The following is a 14,331-nucleotide window of genomic DNA, read 5'->3' as shown; positions in this document are numbered from 1 at the left end:
GGAATGCCCGGCTCTGGGCGCGACCCTAGGCACTGTCCTCAGCTCCAGTGGAGCTCCATCGCCACGGCCCCTTCAAGGCTCAATTTGACCGGGCAGTTTTCAGCGGCTTTGCGCAGGATCTTGCGGGCCTTTTCATCGAGGTGGGCCGGCAGTTCAATCCAGACCTCGAGCTGGGCGATCTTGCGCGGGGCTTCGCTGGTCATGACCTTCTCCACCCGGGCCGTGCATCCCTTGAGATCCCAGTCGTGGCGTTCGGCGACGATGCCCATGATCGTCAGGATGCAGGTGCTCAGGGCTGTCGCCACCAGGTCGGTTGGTGAGAAGCGCTCGCCCTTGCCTTGGTTGTCGGTTGGGGCATCGGTTTCCAGGGCGGAGCCCGATGGCCCGTGCAGCGAGGCACAACGCAGGTCCCCGCTGTAGCTGCTGTTGATTTGGGTCACGGGGCGGTGAGTGTGTGCAGCCAGGTTGGCAGTTTTGTCTCGCCTCGCTTAGGTGGACCTGTCGATGTGGCTGACGATGGATCCCGGAGCTGGCTCACCGATGCTCGGCTTGGCCAAGGCGATTCAGCTCTCAGTGGCCCCAGTGTTTCTGCTGACGGCCATCGCGGGCCTGTTGAGCGTGATCAGTAACCGCCTGGCCCGTGTGCTGGACCGGGCCCAGCGGTTGCAGAGCATCCGGGACGAAGCCATGGATCTGGCGTTGTTGAAGCGGCGGATGACCCTGCTGACCCGAGCCAGCGAAGCGGTCACCACAACCGGCGTACTGGTGGCAGCCGTGGTGGCGGTCACCTTCATCAGTGCGATCGCCGTGATTGACCTGACGGCGATCGTGGTGCCGCTGTTCGTTGTGGCGATGCTCTCGCTGATGGTGGGGCTATTGACCCTGCTGTTGGATACCCGCGTCTCAGCGCGTCTGATCCGCCGTCGCTTCTAAGCGGCAGTTGCAGAGTTGATCCAGGTTCGGGCGTCCCGTGAGGGCGAGGCGCCACTGGGCCCAGAGGCCATAGACCCAGTCCGCCAACGGTCCGATGACGGGCCAGGCCGTCGGGGCGTACAACCAGCCCAGGCCGATCAGGCGATAGGCCTCGCGAAAGACTGCGACGTCCCTGAGGACCGTTCCATTGCCCTGGATGGCATGGATGCGCCCCATGGCCTGCCGGTAGCTGATTCCCTGGTGCTGCTCCGGGCTGTAATCGCTGGCGTTGATGTCGACAAAGGCGATCCGCGAGTGCTGATCTCTTTTTCGCAGGAAATTCACCTCCCGCAGACAGAGCGGGCAGCCACCGTCGTAGAGGAGTGTGAGTTCTGTCGTCATCGCCCCAGCCTGAACGATGGCCCTGGCTCTCCGTGGCTGATCGCTTTGACTGGAGCCGGGTTGCGCTGGATCAGTGATGGGCTTGCAGCAGGCGCTCGAGCAATTCGAGTTCAACAGCAGCGGCAAGGGGTTCTTGCGCATCGACCCTGAGCTGAACCGCTGGATTCGCTCCACGGGCCTGCGTCAGGGCGTCCTGCATCTGAGTGCTCTCCACACCAGCTGCAGCCTGACCATCAATGAGAACGCCGATCCGCGGGTTCTCGATGACCTGGCGGCCTGGATGGAGGCCGTGGTTCCTCAGGTCGCCCATGGCGCCTTGGATGGCTCTGATTCCCTGCGCCGTTATCGCCATGACGACGAGGGGCCTGACGACATGCCCGCCCACATCCGCTCGGCGTTGACCAGCCAAACCCTGTCCCTGAGCGTTGTGGATGGGGAGTTGCTGCTTGGCATCTGGCAGGCGGTCTACCTCTGGGAGCACCGTTCGAGGCCCCAGTGCAGGCGGGTCGCGGCCCATCTGGTCGGGGAGTGAGTGATGACGCTTTCTCTTGAAGAACTGACCGCGGCGCTGACGCGCCTGCAACAGCGGGTGGAGGCCCTGGAGGCGGAACTGGCATCCCTGCGTGGCCGGGACCTCTCGCCTTCAACCCAGTTGGCGCGGCGCAATGCCGAGCGACTGGCGGAGGAGGTGCGGCGCCGCAGGGAGACCACACCGGAGCCTGAGGAGGACACGGATATTGATCTGCTGATCGATCGCTTGCACGATCTGGCCCTTGAGAATGGCCCCAGTTCTGGCAGCCGTTGATGGCCTCATCAATCACCGTTGTCCATGGGCCTGAGCCTGCCCAGCTCGAGGCGTTGGGGGTGGAGCAGTGGCCGATCTGGAGCTGCGAGATCAGTTCCTTCCCCTGGACCTACGACGAGCAGGAAACCTGCCTGCTGCTGGAGGGGGATGTCACGGTGACTCCCGAGGGCGGTGAACCGGTGCGCTTTGGTGCCGGTGATCTGGTCACCTTTGCGTCCGGTCTCTCCTGCCACTGGGATGTGCATCAGCCTGTACGCAAGCACTACCGCTTCGGTTGAGCCGCGCCAGGCTGAGGGCTGTTGGATGGGTTGCTGATGGCTGCTGTTCCGCTGACTCCGGCTGAGATCGATCAGCTGCCGCAGCAGTTGCCTGGCTGGAGCCTGGTGGATGGAAAGCTCCACCGAGAGTTGGTTTTTGCCGATTTCAACGAGGCCTTTGGCTTCATGAGCCGGGTGGCCCTGATCGCCGAAGCGATGGGCCATCACCCGGAGTGGCGCAACGTCTGGAACCGGGTTGTCGTCGATCTCACCACCCATGACACCGGTGGGCTCTCCAGCCTGGATCGGCAGTTGGCGCAGCGGATCAACGCGTTGCTTTGACCGTAGATTCACTCCACTGAGCGGCGCCTCGCATGTGCGGATTGGCAGGCGAACTCACGCGTGGTTCGGCCGAGACCATGCCTCGCGCCCAAGCCGAGCGCATTGCTGAACTCCTGGTCCACCGCGGCCCTGACGACGCCGGGATTTGGCAGAGCCCGACCTGCACCCTGATCCACCGCAGGCTCTCGATTCAGGACCTCTCCCCGGCGGGGCACCAGCCGATGCAGTCCCCCTGCGGGCGCTATCGGCTGGTTTTTAACGGCGAGATCTACAACTACAAAACCCTGCGTGCCCAGCTGGAGGCCGAGGGTGAGACCTTTGTCTCCACGGGCGACACCGAGGTGCTCCTGCGGCTGTTGATCCGTGAGGGGGCCTCAGCCTTGCCTCGCCTGCGCGGCATGTTCGCGTTCTGCCTGTTCGACCAGGAGCGCCAGAGCGCCCTGCTGGGCCGGGATCCCTTTGGGATCAAACCGCTCTATCTCTACCGATCGTCAGACCAACGCCTGCTGTTCTCATCGGAGGTGCGGGCGCTGCTGCGCAGCGGATCAATCCCTCGTGAACTCAATGGGGAGGCGCTGCAGCACTACCTGATGTTCGGCTGCGTTCCCCAGCTCGGGACCTTGGTCGAAGGATTAAACGCCCTGCCGCCCGGCCATCTGGCCCGTTGGGCCAACGGCGCGTTGACGATTGAACGCTTTTGGCAGCCGCGCTTTGGGGAGGAGAAGGGCGACTCCTATGGCGCCTTGGTGGAGCGCACACGAACGGCCGTCAAGGAGAGCGTCGAAGCGCACATGGTCTCGGATGTGCCCGTGGGTCTGTTCCTCTCTGGCGGCCTGGATTCATCGGCGATCCTGGCGGCCTCTGACCAACGGCTGACGACCCTCTCGATCGGTTTTGAAGAGGAGGCTTTCGATGAAAGTGTCCTCGCCGAGCAGGTGGCCCAACGCTTTGGTTCCGACCATCGCCGCCTGTTGTTGCGACGCGATAAGGCCTGGTCCCGTCTGCCGGCGTTCTTTGATGCCCTGGATCAACCCAGCACCGATGGCTTCAACACCTACTGCGTTTCGGCTGAGGCGGCGGATGCGGGATTGAAGGTGGTGATGAGTGGCTTGGGGGGCGATGAACTCTTCGGCGGCTACCCGCTGTTCCAAACCGTTCCGAAGTTGCTGGCGTTGCGTCAACGGCTCGGGCCGGCCGCCTGGGCCGCCTCCCAGCTGATTCGGCCGATCAAGCGTGCCAAGCTCCAGCGCTTCTCGGACTACCTGGCCAGTCCGCCCGGTGTGCCCGCGGCCCACCGCTGCATGCGCACGATTTTTTCAGCCCGCGAGGCCTCCCGTTTGATCAAGCTCTGGGATCTCCCCGCTCCATCAACGCCTCCCCTGCATGAGGGGTTGGAGTCTGCAGCTCTCGCCGATCAGATCGCCTGGCTCGAGACGTCGAGCTACATGGGAGCGATGCTGCTGCGCGATAGCGATGCCCTCTCGATGGCGAGTTCGCTGGAGCTTCGGGTGCCGCTGGTCGATGTCGCTCTCTTTGAGGCTCTCGCGCCCATCGCCGCCTCAGAGCGCTTGGCCCAGGGGAAGCAACTGCTGCGGGATGCCTTCCCGGAGGTGACGGCGGTTCTGCAGGACGCCCCCAAGCGTGGGTTTGTGATTCCCTTTGACCAGTGGCTCCGCTCGCCATCGGCTAGTAGCGGTCTTCCTCAACTGGATCTGAAGGCGGCATCGCGGCGGGTTGACCTCAGGCCCTGGGCGCGCCAGTGGGGACTGCTGGTGCTGGCCGATTGGTTGGAGCGCAACATGGGGATTGCGCTCCAACCCGGCTAGTTCGAGGGACTAGACCAACAGCGGCAGCTTGCTGGGGTCCACCTGCTGGAAGCGCAATGTCTCGCCTTCCACGTCGACGGCCACGTCGTGCCCGGCGCTGAATTGCCCCGCGAGGATCCCTTTGGCAATCGGAGTCTCCAGCTCCTTCTGGATCGCGCGCTTCAGCGGGCGGGCGCCGTAGACGGGGTCATAGCCAACTCCGGCGAGCCAGTCGAGGGCATCGGCATTGACCTGCAGCCCGAGCTTCTTGTCCTCTAGGCGCTTGGCCAGCCGCTGGATCTGCAGCTCCACGATCTGCCGCAGTTCCTCCTGCTTGAGGCTGTGGAAGATGATCGACTCATCGAGTCGGTTGAGGAACTCGGGGCGGAAGTGTCCGCGCAGGGCCTCATTGACTCGTGCTTCCATCTCGCTGTGGCGAGCGGGATCACCGGCGAGATCCAGAATCGACTGGCTGCCGATGTTGCTGGTCAGGATCAGGACGGTATTGGTGAAATCCACCGTGCGCCCCTGGCCATCGGTGACGCGACCGTCATCGAGGATCTGCAGCATCACGTTGAAGACGTCGGGGTGCGCCTTCTCCACCTCGTCAAAGAGGATCACGGCGTAGGGCCGGCGGCGAACGGCCTCAGTGAGTTGTCCGCCTTCCTCGTAGCCGACGTAGCCCGGAGGCGCTCCGATCAGACGGCTGACGGTGTGCTTCTCCATGTACTCGGACATGTCGATGCGCACCATCGCCTCTTCGCTGTCGAACAGCTGGGAGGCCAGGGCCTTGGAGAGCTCGGTCTTGCCCACACCGGTGGGGCCGAGGAAGAGGAAGCTGGCGATCGGGCGGTTGGGATCGCTTAAGCCAGCGCGGGAGCGTTGGATGGCATCAGCCACGGCGGTCACCGCCTGCTCCTGGCCGATCACCCGGGTGTGCAGTTCATCCTCGAGCTGCAGCAACTTCTGCATCTCGCTTTGCACCAGCTTGGCCACAGGAATCCCGGTCCACTTGGCGATCACCTCGGCGATGTCGTCTTCGGTGACCTCCTCACGCAGCAGCGACTTGTCATCGCCCTCGCCCGTGAGTTCCTCTTCTTTGGCGGCAAGCTTCTTGTGCAGACCCGTCAGGGTGCCGTACTCCAGCTCGGCGGCCTTGTTGAGGTCGTAGCTGCGTTTGGCCTGCTCGATCTGCAGCTGCACTTGCTCGATCTCCTCTTTGATTGAGCTGAGCTCATCGATGGAGCCTTTCTCTTTTTGCCACTGGGCATTCAGGGCGCTTTGCTGCTCACTGAGGTCCGCGAGTTCCTTCTCCAGCCGCTCCAGCCGGTCCTTGCTGGCGGCATCGGATTCACGTCCGAGCGAGAGCTTCTCCATCTCCAGCTGCAGGATGCGGCGATCGAGTTCGTCGATCTGCTCCGGCTTGGAGGTGATCTCCATCTTCAGGCGCGCGGCGGATTCATCCACCAGGTCGATGGCCTTATCCGGCAGGAAGCGATCAGCGATGTAACGGCTACTGAGGACAGCAGCAGCCACCAGGGCGTTGTCGGCGATGCGCACGCCGTGGTGCACCTCGTAGCGCTCCTTCAGGCCCCGCAGGATCGAGATGGTGTCTTCAACTGTGGGTTGATCGACAAAGACCTGCTGGAAGCGGCGCTCCAGGGCCGGGTCCTTCTCGATGTGCTGACGGTGCTCATCGAGGGTGGTGGCCCCGATGCAGCGCAGCTCACCGCGGGCGAGCATCGGCTTGAGCAGGTTGCTGGCATCCATGGCGCCACCGCTGGCACCGGCGCCCACCACGGTGTGGATTTCGTCGATGAACAGCACGATCTGTCCCTCGGAGGCCGTGACCTCCTTGAGCACAGCCTTGAGCCGCTCTTCGAATTCACCGCGGTACTTGGCCCCGGCGATCAGGGCCCCCATGTCCAGGGCAATCAGTTGACGGTTCTGCAGGGCCTGGGGGACGTCTCCATTGACGATCCGTTGGGCGAGCCCTTCGACGATTGCCGTTTTGCCCACGCCGGGTTCACCGATCAGAACGGGGTTGTTCTTGGTGCGGCGGCTGAGGATCTGAATCGTGCGGCGAATCTCCTCGTCGCGACCGATCACCGGATCGAGTTTTCCATCGCGGGCCGCCTGGGTCAGATCGCGGCCGTATTTCTCCAGGGATTCGTAGGTGCCTTCGGGGTTCTGGTCAGTCACTTTCTGGGATCCGCGAATCGCCTGAACGGCCTCTTTGAGCTGGGCGGCATCGCTGCCGGCTTGCTTGAGCAGTTGTTTGCCGCAGCGATCATCACCCGCCAGGGCGAGTAGTAAATGCTCGATGGCGATGTAGCTATCGCCGTAGGACTCCTTGAGTCCATTGGCTTGATCCAGGACGCTGTTGAGTCCTTTGCCGAGATAGACGTTCTCAGGCGCAGAGCTCAGGGATGGCTGCCCTTCGATGTAGGCCTCGATGGTCTGGCTGAGGGTCCCCACATCCACCCCGGCCTTCTCCAGCAACCGATTGGCTAGACCCTGTTGAGCCAGGAGCGCGGCGAAGAGATGCTCGCTTTCCATCTGCTGCTGCCGGCGCTGCTGCGCGAGCTGCTGCGCTGCAACAACTGAGGCCCAGGCTTTCTCGGTAAACAGTTCGGCGGTGGGATGCATGGCGGTCCTCCCTCAACTGGGTGGTGACCAAACCGTATGGCGATTGTTTGGCTTTGAAGGAGGGGAGAACCGAAGTTGCAGCTTCGGTCCTCCACCCCTCGGGGATGCAGGCCGTCCGCTCCGGACGGTTTTCCGATCAGCGGGGCGAGCCGTTGTAGATGACGTTGCTGACCGTGCGGCCATCGCTTGAGATCTGGATCTCGGTTTCCGTGGTGGCGGGAGTGCCCTGCTGCTGCCAGCCGGGTGCACCGCCGAGGAATTTGAAGCGGAAGCCCTGGCTGTTGTTCTGCGTCAGGCAGCTGCCGCCGCCATCACCGGTGTTGAACATGCAGGCGGCGGGGCGATAGACGCTCAGACCACCGTTGTTATCCACGGCCCAGTTGCGGGCGGAATTGAGGGCCCGGACGTTGGCGGCGCTCACCTGGGCGAGGGCAGGAAGGCTGCTGAGTACGGCGGTCGTTGCGACCAGCACAGAGGTCTTCACCAGCGACTTGAACATGACCGTTGCTGCGGAATGAGAGGAGTCCTCCTCAGTGTGTCCAGAGTTTCTCTATTGGGCAGCCGGCAGGGTCAAGACACCACTGGTCTGGCTGCAGAGCCTGGTCGGGCAGCCGTCGGCTCCGTAGATCGCATCCGCCGGGGAGAGACAGCCCAGACGGTTTTTCGCCGCAACGGCGCTCGGTGCGATCCGTAGGGGTTGGAGTGCTGGCAGCTCGGGGTTGACCACCAGTCGGCAGCGCTTGGCCTCAAGGACGCGCAGCGCATTCGGCCCAATCGCCGCCGGTGTTCCCCCTCCTTGAATCAGTTCGAGTGGGGCGAAATTAGTGCTGGACTGGGCTTTGACCGTCGTCCCCAGCAGCGTCAGGCTCAGCAGCAGTAGCGGCCAGGCTCTCTCTCTCGCCATCATGGCTGGGTCCAGTGACTCCAGTCTGGTCAAGACACGCCGAGATGCCCGTCGATTCAGCAGAGCAAGAACCCTCCCGGTCTGAATTGGTGCAGGGGTTGGCCCAGGAGTCCTTCACCTTCGACGGCACAGCCCGCGACCCTGAGCGCAATTGCTGGCTTGTGGTGCATCGCCATCAGCACGGTTGCCTGCCGAGTGAATACGACATCCGCGAGGTGGATGAGGCGCTCTATCTCGAGGTGCTTGAGGCCCGGCGTGCTCTGGCTCAGTCCTGACTCAAGTGCTGCTCAGCTGTTTGTTGAGCGCTGCCCGTACCGCCGTCAGCTGCATTTCTGAGCGGTGGAATCGCGGCGAGTTTCGAGCGCTTGAGAAAGTCCACGACCGATTGCTCTTGAGTCGTTCTGCTCCTGTCGTGGCCTGTGCGGTTGCCCATGGCGTTGGCTGTTGCGCATCGTTCACCCTCGCGCGCTCAGCCTTGTACGGCAACGGCTCTCGCCTTTAGCAGGCATAAAAAAACCGCCCCCGAAGGGGCGGTTTGGTCTGTGGGGTCTGAGAGATCAGGCCCAGCCGTTCTGGCTCTGGGACTCGACGTAGGCAGCGACGTCAGCGATGTCACCTTCGCTCAGCTTGCCGCCGAAGGCGGGCATGGCGTTCTTGCCATTGGTGACCTGGTACTGGATGGCCTCTTCGTGACCAGCGCTGTAGTTAGCGAGGTAGGACTCGAGGGCCTCTTTCTTGAGGGTGCGCTCGGCGTTCACCACGTTGCCGCCGCCCATGTGGCAAGCAGCGCAGTTCGCGGAGAAGATTTGAGCGCCGTGGTCGGCATCAGCGGCGAAGCTGGGGGAAGCACCCAGCACCAGCGCCAGGCAAAGGGCAATCAGGGAGAGGAGACGGCGCATCTGAGCTCGTGCAACCTGGCCAAATTAAGAGGCCGAAGTGGCCCTCGTCGCGTTTGCTGCAGAGGTTCGCAACATTTGAAACCTCCTGTTGTGATTAGCCCCGGTGTTTCAGCCCGGCGTCCTCGAAGACCGCCTCGAGAGTGGGCGCATGGCTCACCAAGCCAAAGCGCTCCGGAGGGCTGATCGGGTCGTGGACAAAGTGCCGCTGGCGGATCGAGAAACGATCCCAAGCATTCACTTCGATCCGCAGCAGCTTGATCAGGCCTTCAATCAGCCAACCCTGGAGATCCAGGCCAAATGGTGGGTACCAGGCGCGGCGCCAGCGGCAGAGGCGTCTGACGGTTTCATCCACCGTCACCATCGGCTGTCCCAGCACCAAGCGTCGGACGGCACCCTGGCCGACCTCTGGATTGGGCTGATGGGGATGGGTCGCCAGGTGGACGCAAACCCGGGCGATGTCGGCCGCATGGATGAAGTGGAAGCTGGCCTCGGCCCGCAGCCACTTGGCCAGCCAGAGCCAGCGGGCGCCTTCCTTCAGTCCGGCCGTCAGGTAGCTGGTGGGGAATTTGCCGCCGCCGTCCACCCGTCCGCCAAACACAAGTGTCGGGAACACCGCCACGATGCGCTGGGCCAGGGGATGTTGCTCCAGCTGCTCCAGGCACTGGGCTTTGGTTTGGATGTATTCGGTGCCGTAGGGCATCGCCTCCGGCAGCAGCTTCAGGTCCTTGTTGAGGATGCTCGCGGTGGAGAAATAGACCACCTGCTCCAGCACCTCTGGATTGGTGGCCGCCAGCATCTGCTTCACCGCCACCACGTTCACCTGTTGGGCCCGTTCGGGATCGCCCCAGGCGGTGGCGGTATGGATGATGCGGGTGGCCGAGGCGATCTGGGCGCGGTGGGGTTCCACATCGCGTAGGTCGCCCACCAACAGGGTGATGCGCGGATCGTTGGCCGGGACGGCGGTCAGCTTGCTGGGATCGCGAAGCCAGAGCAACAGCTCGGCGTCGCTCTCGCGGTAGAGCAGATCAGCGATGTGCTGGCCAACGCAGCCGCTGGCCCCAGTAATCAGGATCCGTGCGGGGGCCGAACTCAAACCGCAGCTCCGAGGCGGTCCATCACGGACTTGCCGGCTTCGAAGAAGAACTGACCGTTCTCTTCAGGGGTTCCAGGAAGGATGCCGTGACCCAGGTTCAGGATGTGCTTCCGGCCGCGGGCCTTACGCACGCAATCGTCGATGCGATCGCGGATCGCGTCTTGGCTGCCGAAGAGCAGGCCGGGGTCCACGTTGCCCTGAACACCGATGTGCTCGGGCATGCGGGCCAGGCCTTCGGCCATATCCACGGTCCAGTCCAGGGAGACGATGTCCACACCGGTCTTGGCCATCCGCTCAATCACGCCAGCGCTGCCGGAGATGTAGAGGATGAAGGGGGTGTCGGGGTGGGTCTGCTTGACCAGGTCCACCACCTTCTTTTGATAGGGCGCGGCGAAGGTGTCGTAGTCAGCTGGGCTCAGCTGACCGGCCCAGGAGTCGAACATCTGCACCACCTGTGCACCGGAATCGATCTGGTAGCGCAGGTAGTTGGCGATCGACTCGGCGAAGTGATCCAGCAACTTGTGCAGGATCTGGGGTTCGCGGAAGGCCATGGCCTTGATCACCGCGTAGTTCTTGCTGCTCTTGCCCTCAACGACGTAGGCCGCCAGGGTCCAGGGGGCACCGACAAAACCGAGGACGGCAGCCTCGTTGCCCACGCTTTGGCGCAGGCGGCCCAGCACCTCACCCACAAAAGGCATGGTCTCAGCCGGGTTCAGGGGAGTCAGGGCCTCCACCTGGGCCATCGAGCGGATGGGGTCCTGGATTTGGGGGCCCTTGCTCTCGATGATGTCGAAGTCAATGCCCATGCCGGGCAGGGGCGTGAGGATGTCGGAGAAGAGGATGACGCCGTCGGGCTTGAAGGCGTTGAACGGCTGCATCGAGATCTCGTAGGAGAGATCCGGGTTCTCCGAGCGCTCGCGGAAGCTGGGGTATTTGTCGCGCAGGTCGCGGTAGATCTTCATGTACCGGCCGGCCTGGCGCATCATCCAGACCGGAGGACGCTCCACCTGCTCACCACGGGCGGCGCGCAGCAGCAGAGGGGCGTTGGAAGACATGAGGACCAGCGAAGGGGCCTTGGAACCTACCCGAGCAGACCCCCGATTGAGGCCTTCCAGGCGCCGGGTTCCGCCGCATCGTCATGAACTTCAGTCTCGCCGGCAGCCTGGCCCTCCTGGCTGCGCTTCTCATCCCGCTTGAAGACCAGCACCGACAGGGGGGGCAGGCAGAGATCGAGGGAGTTCTCGTAGCTGTGAATGCCCCACTCGTCGGTGAACTTGCCGCCGAGGTTGCCCAGGTTGCTGCCGCCATAACGGGCGGCATCAGTGTTCAACACCTCGGTGTAGAAGCCGCTCAGCGGCACGCCCACCCGGTAGTGCGAGTGGCTTTGCGGGGTGAAGTTCGCCACCACGACCAACCATTGGCCGGTCGTGCTCTCCCGGCGCATGAAGCTGATGACTGAATGACGGTTGTCATTGCAGTCGATCCATTGGAAGCCGTACTCCTCAAAGTCATCCCGCCAGAGAGCTGGTTGTGACTTGTAGAAGACGTTCAGGTCATCCACCAAGCACTGCAGGCCTTGATGGGGCTCGTACTGCAGCAGATCCCACTGCAGGTCACCCCAGACATTCCATTCGGCCCGTTGGCCGAATTCCATCCCCATGAAGATGGTCTTCTTGCCGGGATGGGTCCACATGTAGGCCAGCAGTGCCCGGGTGTTGGCGAACTTCTGCCAGTCGTCCCCAGGCATCTTGTGGAGCAGGTTGCTCTTGCCGTGCACCACCTCGTCGTGGCTCAGGGCGAGCATGAAGTTCTCGGTGTAGGCGTACCAGATCGAGAAGGTGACGTTGTTCTGGTGGAACTGGCGGAACCAGGGGTCGAGCTCGAAGTAATCGAGCATGTCGTGCATCCAGCCCATGTTCCATTTGAGGTTGAACCCCAAACCGCCCATGTCCGTGGGCTTGGTCACCATCGGCCAGGTGGTGGATTCCTCGGCAATCGAGAGGGCCCCAGGGAAGTGCTGGAAGAGCACGTGGTTGGCCTGCTGGAGGAACTGAACCGCTTCGGTGTTCTCCCGCCCGCCGTGCTCATTGGCAATCCACTCGCCATCGGGACGCAGGTAATCCCGGTAGAGCATCGAGGCCACCGCATCGACGCGGATGCCATCGATGTGGAACTGCTCAAACCAATAGATGAGGTTGGCGACAAGGAAGTTGCGAACTTCGTTGCGGCTGTAGTTGAAGATCAGCGTTCCCCATTCCTTGTGCTCACCGATGCGGGGATCAGCGTGCTCATAGAGGTGGGCGCCATCAAAGAAGGCCAGGCCATGGGCATCCTTCGGGAAGTGCCCAGGAACCCAATCGAGAATCACGCCAATGCCTTCGGCGTGGCAGCGATCCACAAAGGCCCGGAATTCATCGGGCCGGCCAAAGCGGCTGGTGGGCGCATACCAACCCGTGACCTGGTAGCCCCAGGATCCATCGAAGGGATGCTCCGAGATCGGCATCAATTCGATGTGGGTGAAGCCCCGTTCCTTCACATAGGGGATCACCCGATCGGCTAGCTCGGGGTAGGTCAGGAGGCGCGCGCCGGGCTTGAGGTCGGCGGCGGGCACGGGCAGGCGTGCTGTGCCATCGGCCTCGATGTAGGGCTGATCGGCGCTGGCATGCATCCAGCTGCCCAGGTGCATCTCATAGACAGAGATCGGCTGGTCGAGGGGATTGCGGCTATCCCGCTCCTGCATCCAGGTGCTGTCCGCCCAGTTGTAACCCTCCAGGGCTTCGACCACGGAGCCGTTATCGGGCCTGACCTCGTGGCGGAAGCCGTAGGGATCAGCTTTTTGGTAGCAGTGCCCCTGCTGACTGCGGATTTCGTACTTGTAGATCTCGCCGGGCTTGAGCCCCGGGATGAACAGTTCCCAGCAGCCGCCCAGGCGCGACTGCATGGGGTGATGGCGACCATCCCAGCCATTGAAGTTGCCCAGCACGGAGACGCTGCGGGCGTTCGGAGCCCAGAGGCAGAACATCACCCCGGCGACCCCGTCACGGCTCACCACATGGGCGCCCATCCGCTGCCAGATGTGGTGATGGTTGCCTTCGGCAAAGAGATGGCGATCGAGATCGCCCATCCACTCGTCGCGGAAGGCCCAGGGGTCATGGGCGACGTGTTCGATGCCGCCGCGCTGAACCCGGACTTGGTAGCCGCTGCCGGGGTTGCTGGGCAGCTCCGCTTCAAACACCCAGGGGTGGTGGGGTGTTCCCATCACCTGGGGGGCGCCTGCGCCAATCAGTTCAACCCGATCGGCCTCAGGCATCCAGACCCGGACAACCCATTGGCCGTTGTCGAGGGGCTGTGGACCCAGGACAGCATGGGGATGGTCATGGCGGCATTCCGCAAGGCGCTGACCGTCTTCAACCATCCACTCGAGCTGAGCCAGCACAGAACCTCAAGGCAAAGCGTGGCTGGGAGCTTAAGCGGGTTTTTGCCTAAGAAGCTGCAGCGGGTGCAGCAGGTTGCTCGGGGAAGTCGACGCCCGTGATTTGGTTCTCGTTGTTGAGGATCACGTAGAGGTTGTCGCTGAGTCGGTTGAAGTGCACATTCACTAAAACCAGGCGCATCTCCGGGGTCGATTCCGCCTCAACGACGCGGTTGATGTTGACGAAGTTGCCAGTGATCCGCTGCAGCCCGAGCCACTTGCGCTGAAGGGCATCAGGGGTGATTTCTTCCTGGAAGGAGGGGCTGAGGAAGCTCTGGGCCGTGATGAAGTTCCCCGTGCTCACGGCTTCGATGAAGCTCTTGGCCACCAGGCTGGTGGCATCGTCGGCCCGGTCGACGTAGTAGCGCGAGAGCTTGCCGTCGCCATTGAGGACCATGAAGACCACACGCTTGCCGGCGCTGGTGTTCAGTTCCGCCTCCACGGTGCTCTTGCCCATGCCGCTGCGAACACTCAGCAGGGTGTAGCCCAGCACCTTGGGCTGGGTGCGCATGGTGGCCGCGATCATCGAGGGGCTGGTGATCGCTTGCCGCTCAGCCGAAAACTGGGCGTAACGGGCGTTGGCATCTCCGTCTTTGACGGCCTTCAAGATGCGGAGTGCAGCAGCCCGGGCCTGGTCCACGCTCAATGCAGTGCCTTGGGCAATGGCCTTGGGCTGTGGATTGGACAACGCCTCCCCAGACGCGGGGGTTGCCATCAGGCCAGACGTCGCCATGGCCAGGAGACCGGCGGAGAGCAGGCGCAGGTGGCGCGGCATTGCAGAGGCTCAAAGT

General features: G+C 63.1%; 17 protein-coding genes. 7 read left to right on the top strand and 10 right to left on the bottom strand.

What is annotated here, in order from left to right; all coding sequences use genetic code 11:
• Window positions 1-38: 38 nt before the first annotated feature.
• On the bottom strand, window positions 39-440 hold the full coding sequence (locus tag QZ189_RS02705; protein ID WP_296415946.1) for an OsmC family protein: 402 nt from the start codon (window positions 438-440) through the stop codon (window positions 39-41).
• Between the two features lie 76 nt (window positions 441-516).
• Between QZ189_RS02705 and QZ189_RS02700 the strand changes: the two genes are divergently transcribed.
• Window positions 517-933 (top strand): DUF2721 domain-containing protein, encoded by a 417-nt coding sequence (locus QZ189_RS02700; RefSeq protein WP_296415947.1) that lies wholly within the window; start codon window positions 517-519, stop codon window positions 931-933.
• On the opposite strand, the gene QZ189_RS02695 is transcribed toward QZ189_RS02700, so the two are convergent.
• Window positions 904-1,314 carry a DUF393 domain-containing protein gene (locus QZ189_RS02695; protein ID WP_296420825.1) on the bottom strand — a complete coding sequence of 137 codons (411 nt, stop codon included), beginning with the start codon at window positions 1,312-1,314 and terminating at the stop codon, window positions 904-906. The genes QZ189_RS02700 and QZ189_RS02695 overlap by 30 nt on opposite strands.
• Before the next feature lie 76 nt (window positions 1,315-1,390).
• On the opposite strand from QZ189_RS02695, the gene QZ189_RS02690 reads away from it, so the two are divergent.
• The 5 genes from QZ189_RS02690 to asnB are packed head-to-tail and all read left to right on the top strand — an operon-like array spanning window position 1,391 to window position 4,544.
• A complete protein-coding gene (locus QZ189_RS02690) occupies window positions 1,391-1,846 on the top strand; it encodes a secondary thiamine-phosphate synthase enzyme YjbQ (protein WP_363155230.1) in 456 nt (151 codons plus the stop codon).
• A gap of 3 nt (window positions 1,847-1,849) precedes the next feature.
• Window positions 1,850-2,119, top strand: a complete 270-nt coding sequence (locus QZ189_RS02685) for a hypothetical protein (protein WP_296415949.1) — start codon at window positions 1,850-1,852, stop codon at window positions 2,117-2,119.
• Window positions 2,119-2,397, top strand: coding sequence for a cupin domain-containing protein (locus QZ189_RS02680; protein ID WP_247477978.1), 279 nt, complete (start codon window positions 2,119-2,121; stop codon window positions 2,395-2,397). Before QZ189_RS02685 ends, QZ189_RS02680 begins: the two co-directional genes overlap by 1 nt.
• 36 nt (window positions 2,398-2,433) lie before the next feature.
• Window positions 2,434-2,718 (top strand): 4a-hydroxytetrahydrobiopterin dehydratase, encoded by a 285-nt coding sequence (locus tag QZ189_RS02675; RefSeq protein WP_296420822.1) that lies wholly within the window; start codon window positions 2,434-2,436, stop codon window positions 2,716-2,718.
• 32 nt (window positions 2,719-2,750) lie between these two features.
• Window positions 2,751-4,544 carry an asparagine synthase (glutamine-hydrolyzing) gene (asnB, locus tag QZ189_RS02670; protein WP_296420820.1) on the top strand — a complete coding sequence of 598 codons (1,794 nt, stop codon included), beginning with the start codon at window positions 2,751-2,753 and terminating at the stop codon, window positions 4,542-4,544.
• 9 nt (window positions 4,545-4,553) lie between these two features.
• Here the strand turns inward: asnB and clpB are convergent, their stop codons facing one another.
• The 3 genes from clpB to QZ189_RS02655 form a co-directional block, all read right to left on the bottom strand.
• Window positions 4,554-7,172 carry an ATP-dependent chaperone ClpB gene (clpB, locus tag QZ189_RS02665; protein ID WP_296417712.1) on the bottom strand — a complete coding sequence of 873 codons (2,619 nt, stop codon included), beginning with the start codon at window positions 7,170-7,172 and terminating at the stop codon, window positions 4,554-4,556.
• A gap of 136 nt (window positions 7,173-7,308) precedes the next feature.
• Complete coding sequence (locus tag QZ189_RS02660; protein ID WP_247477994.1) at window positions 7,309-7,671, bottom strand: hypothetical protein; 363 nt, start codon at window positions 7,669-7,671, stop codon at window positions 7,309-7,311.
• Window positions 7,672-7,722: 51 nt separating this feature from the next.
• Entirely contained in the window at window positions 7,723-8,076 is a 354-nt protein-coding gene (locus QZ189_RS02655; RefSeq protein WP_296420818.1) for a hypothetical protein, read from the bottom strand.
• Between the two features lie 44 nt (window positions 8,077-8,120).
• On the opposite strand from QZ189_RS02655, the gene QZ189_RS02650 reads away from it, so the two are divergent.
• Window positions 8,121-8,351 (top strand): hypothetical protein, encoded by a 231-nt coding sequence (locus tag QZ189_RS02650; protein ID WP_010316722.1) that lies wholly within the window; start codon window positions 8,121-8,123, stop codon window positions 8,349-8,351.
• A gap of 282 nt (window positions 8,352-8,633) precedes the next feature.
• On the opposite strand, the gene petJ is transcribed toward QZ189_RS02650, so the two are convergent.
• From petJ to QZ189_RS02625, 5 genes are all read right to left on the bottom strand, one after another.
• Window positions 8,634-8,975, bottom strand: coding sequence for a cytochrome c6 PetJ (gene petJ / locus QZ189_RS02645; protein ID WP_010316724.1), 342 nt, complete (start codon window positions 8,973-8,975; stop codon window positions 8,634-8,636).
• A 94-nt stretch (window positions 8,976-9,069) separates the two neighbouring features.
• Window positions 9,070-10,068 carry an NAD(P)-dependent oxidoreductase gene (locus QZ189_RS02640; RefSeq protein WP_296420815.1) on the bottom strand — a complete coding sequence of 333 codons (999 nt, stop codon included), beginning with the start codon at window positions 10,066-10,068 and terminating at the stop codon, window positions 9,070-9,072.
• Complete coding sequence (gene hemE, locus QZ189_RS02635) at window positions 10,065-11,123, bottom strand: uroporphyrinogen decarboxylase (RefSeq protein ID WP_010316726.1); 1,059 nt, start codon at window positions 11,121-11,123, stop codon at window positions 10,065-10,067. The genes QZ189_RS02640 and hemE overlap by 4 nt, the downstream gene beginning before the upstream one ends.
• Before the next feature lie 26 nt (window positions 11,124-11,149).
• Window positions 11,150-13,483, bottom strand: coding sequence for a 1,4-alpha-glucan branching protein GlgB (gene glgB, locus QZ189_RS02630; RefSeq protein WP_296420827.1), 2,334 nt, complete (start codon window positions 13,481-13,483; stop codon window positions 11,150-11,152).
• A 67-nt stretch (window positions 13,484-13,550) separates the two neighbouring features.
• Window positions 13,551-14,315, bottom strand: a complete 765-nt coding sequence (locus tag QZ189_RS02625; protein ID WP_010316728.1) for a DUF3887 domain-containing protein — start codon at window positions 14,313-14,315, stop codon at window positions 13,551-13,553.
• Window positions 14,316-14,331 lie beyond the last annotated feature (16 nt).

This window comes from Vulcanococcus sp. CPBay_Sum15L08_68 (assembly GCF_017855895.1).
Classification (GTDB): domain Bacteria; phylum Cyanobacteriota; class Cyanobacteriia; order PCC-6307; family Cyanobiaceae; genus Vulcanococcus.
The sequence above is the reverse complement of the archived record's forward strand: the minus strand, read 5'-3'. Positions and strand labels throughout refer to the sequence as shown.

Excerpts from the sequence above, each read along its gene's own strand:
- QZ189_RS02685 (WP_296415949.1), top strand. The coding sequence starts at position 1,850 with ATGACGCTTTCTCTTGAAGAACTGACCGCGGCGCTGACGCGCCTGCAA.
- QZ189_RS02655 (WP_296420818.1), bottom strand. The coding sequence starts at position 8,076 with ATGGCGAGAGAGAGAGCCTGGCCGCTACTGCTGCTGAGCCTGACGCTG.
- QZ189_RS02625 (WP_010316728.1), bottom strand. The coding sequence starts at position 14,315 with ATGCCGCGCCACCTGCGCCTGCTCTCCGCCGGTCTCCTGGCCATGGCG.
- QZ189_RS02695 (WP_296420825.1), bottom strand. The coding sequence starts at position 1,314 with ATGACGACAGAACTCACACTCCTCTACGACGGTGGCTGCCCGCTCTGT.
- QZ189_RS02680 (WP_247477978.1), top strand. The coding sequence starts at position 2,119 with ATGGCCTCATCAATCACCGTTGTCCATGGGCCTGAGCCTGCCCAGCTC.
- petJ (WP_010316724.1), bottom strand. The coding sequence starts at position 8,975 with ATGCGCCGTCTCCTCTCCCTGATTGCCCTTTGCCTGGCGCTGGTGCTG.
- asnB (WP_296420820.1), top strand. The coding sequence starts at position 2,751 with ATGTGCGGATTGGCAGGCGAACTCACGCGTGGTTCGGCCGAGACCATG.
- QZ189_RS02690 (WP_363155230.1), top strand. The coding sequence starts at position 1,391 with ATGGGCTTGCAGCAGGCGCTCGAGCAATTCGAGTTCAACAGCAGCGGC.
- hemE (WP_010316726.1), bottom strand. The coding sequence starts at position 11,123 with ATGTCTTCCAACGCCCCTCTGCTGCTGCGCGCCGCCCGTGGTGAGCAG.
- QZ189_RS02650 (WP_010316722.1), top strand. The coding sequence starts at position 8,121 with ATGCCCGTCGATTCAGCAGAGCAAGAACCCTCCCGGTCTGAATTGGTG.
- QZ189_RS02675 (WP_296420822.1), top strand. The coding sequence starts at position 2,434 with ATGGCTGCTGTTCCGCTGACTCCGGCTGAGATCGATCAGCTGCCGCAG.
- clpB (WP_296417712.1), bottom strand. The coding sequence starts at position 7,172 with ATGCATCCCACCGCCGAACTGTTTACCGAGAAAGCCTGGGCCTCAGTT.
- QZ189_RS02660 (WP_247477994.1), bottom strand. The coding sequence starts at position 7,671 with ATGTTCAAGTCGCTGGTGAAGACCTCTGTGCTGGTCGCAACGACCGCC.
- glgB (WP_296420827.1), bottom strand. The coding sequence starts at position 13,483 with ATGGTTGAAGACGGTCAGCGCCTTGCGGAATGCCGCCATGACCATCCC.
- QZ189_RS02700 (WP_296415947.1), top strand. The coding sequence starts at position 517 with ATGGATCCCGGAGCTGGCTCACCGATGCTCGGCTTGGCCAAGGCGATT.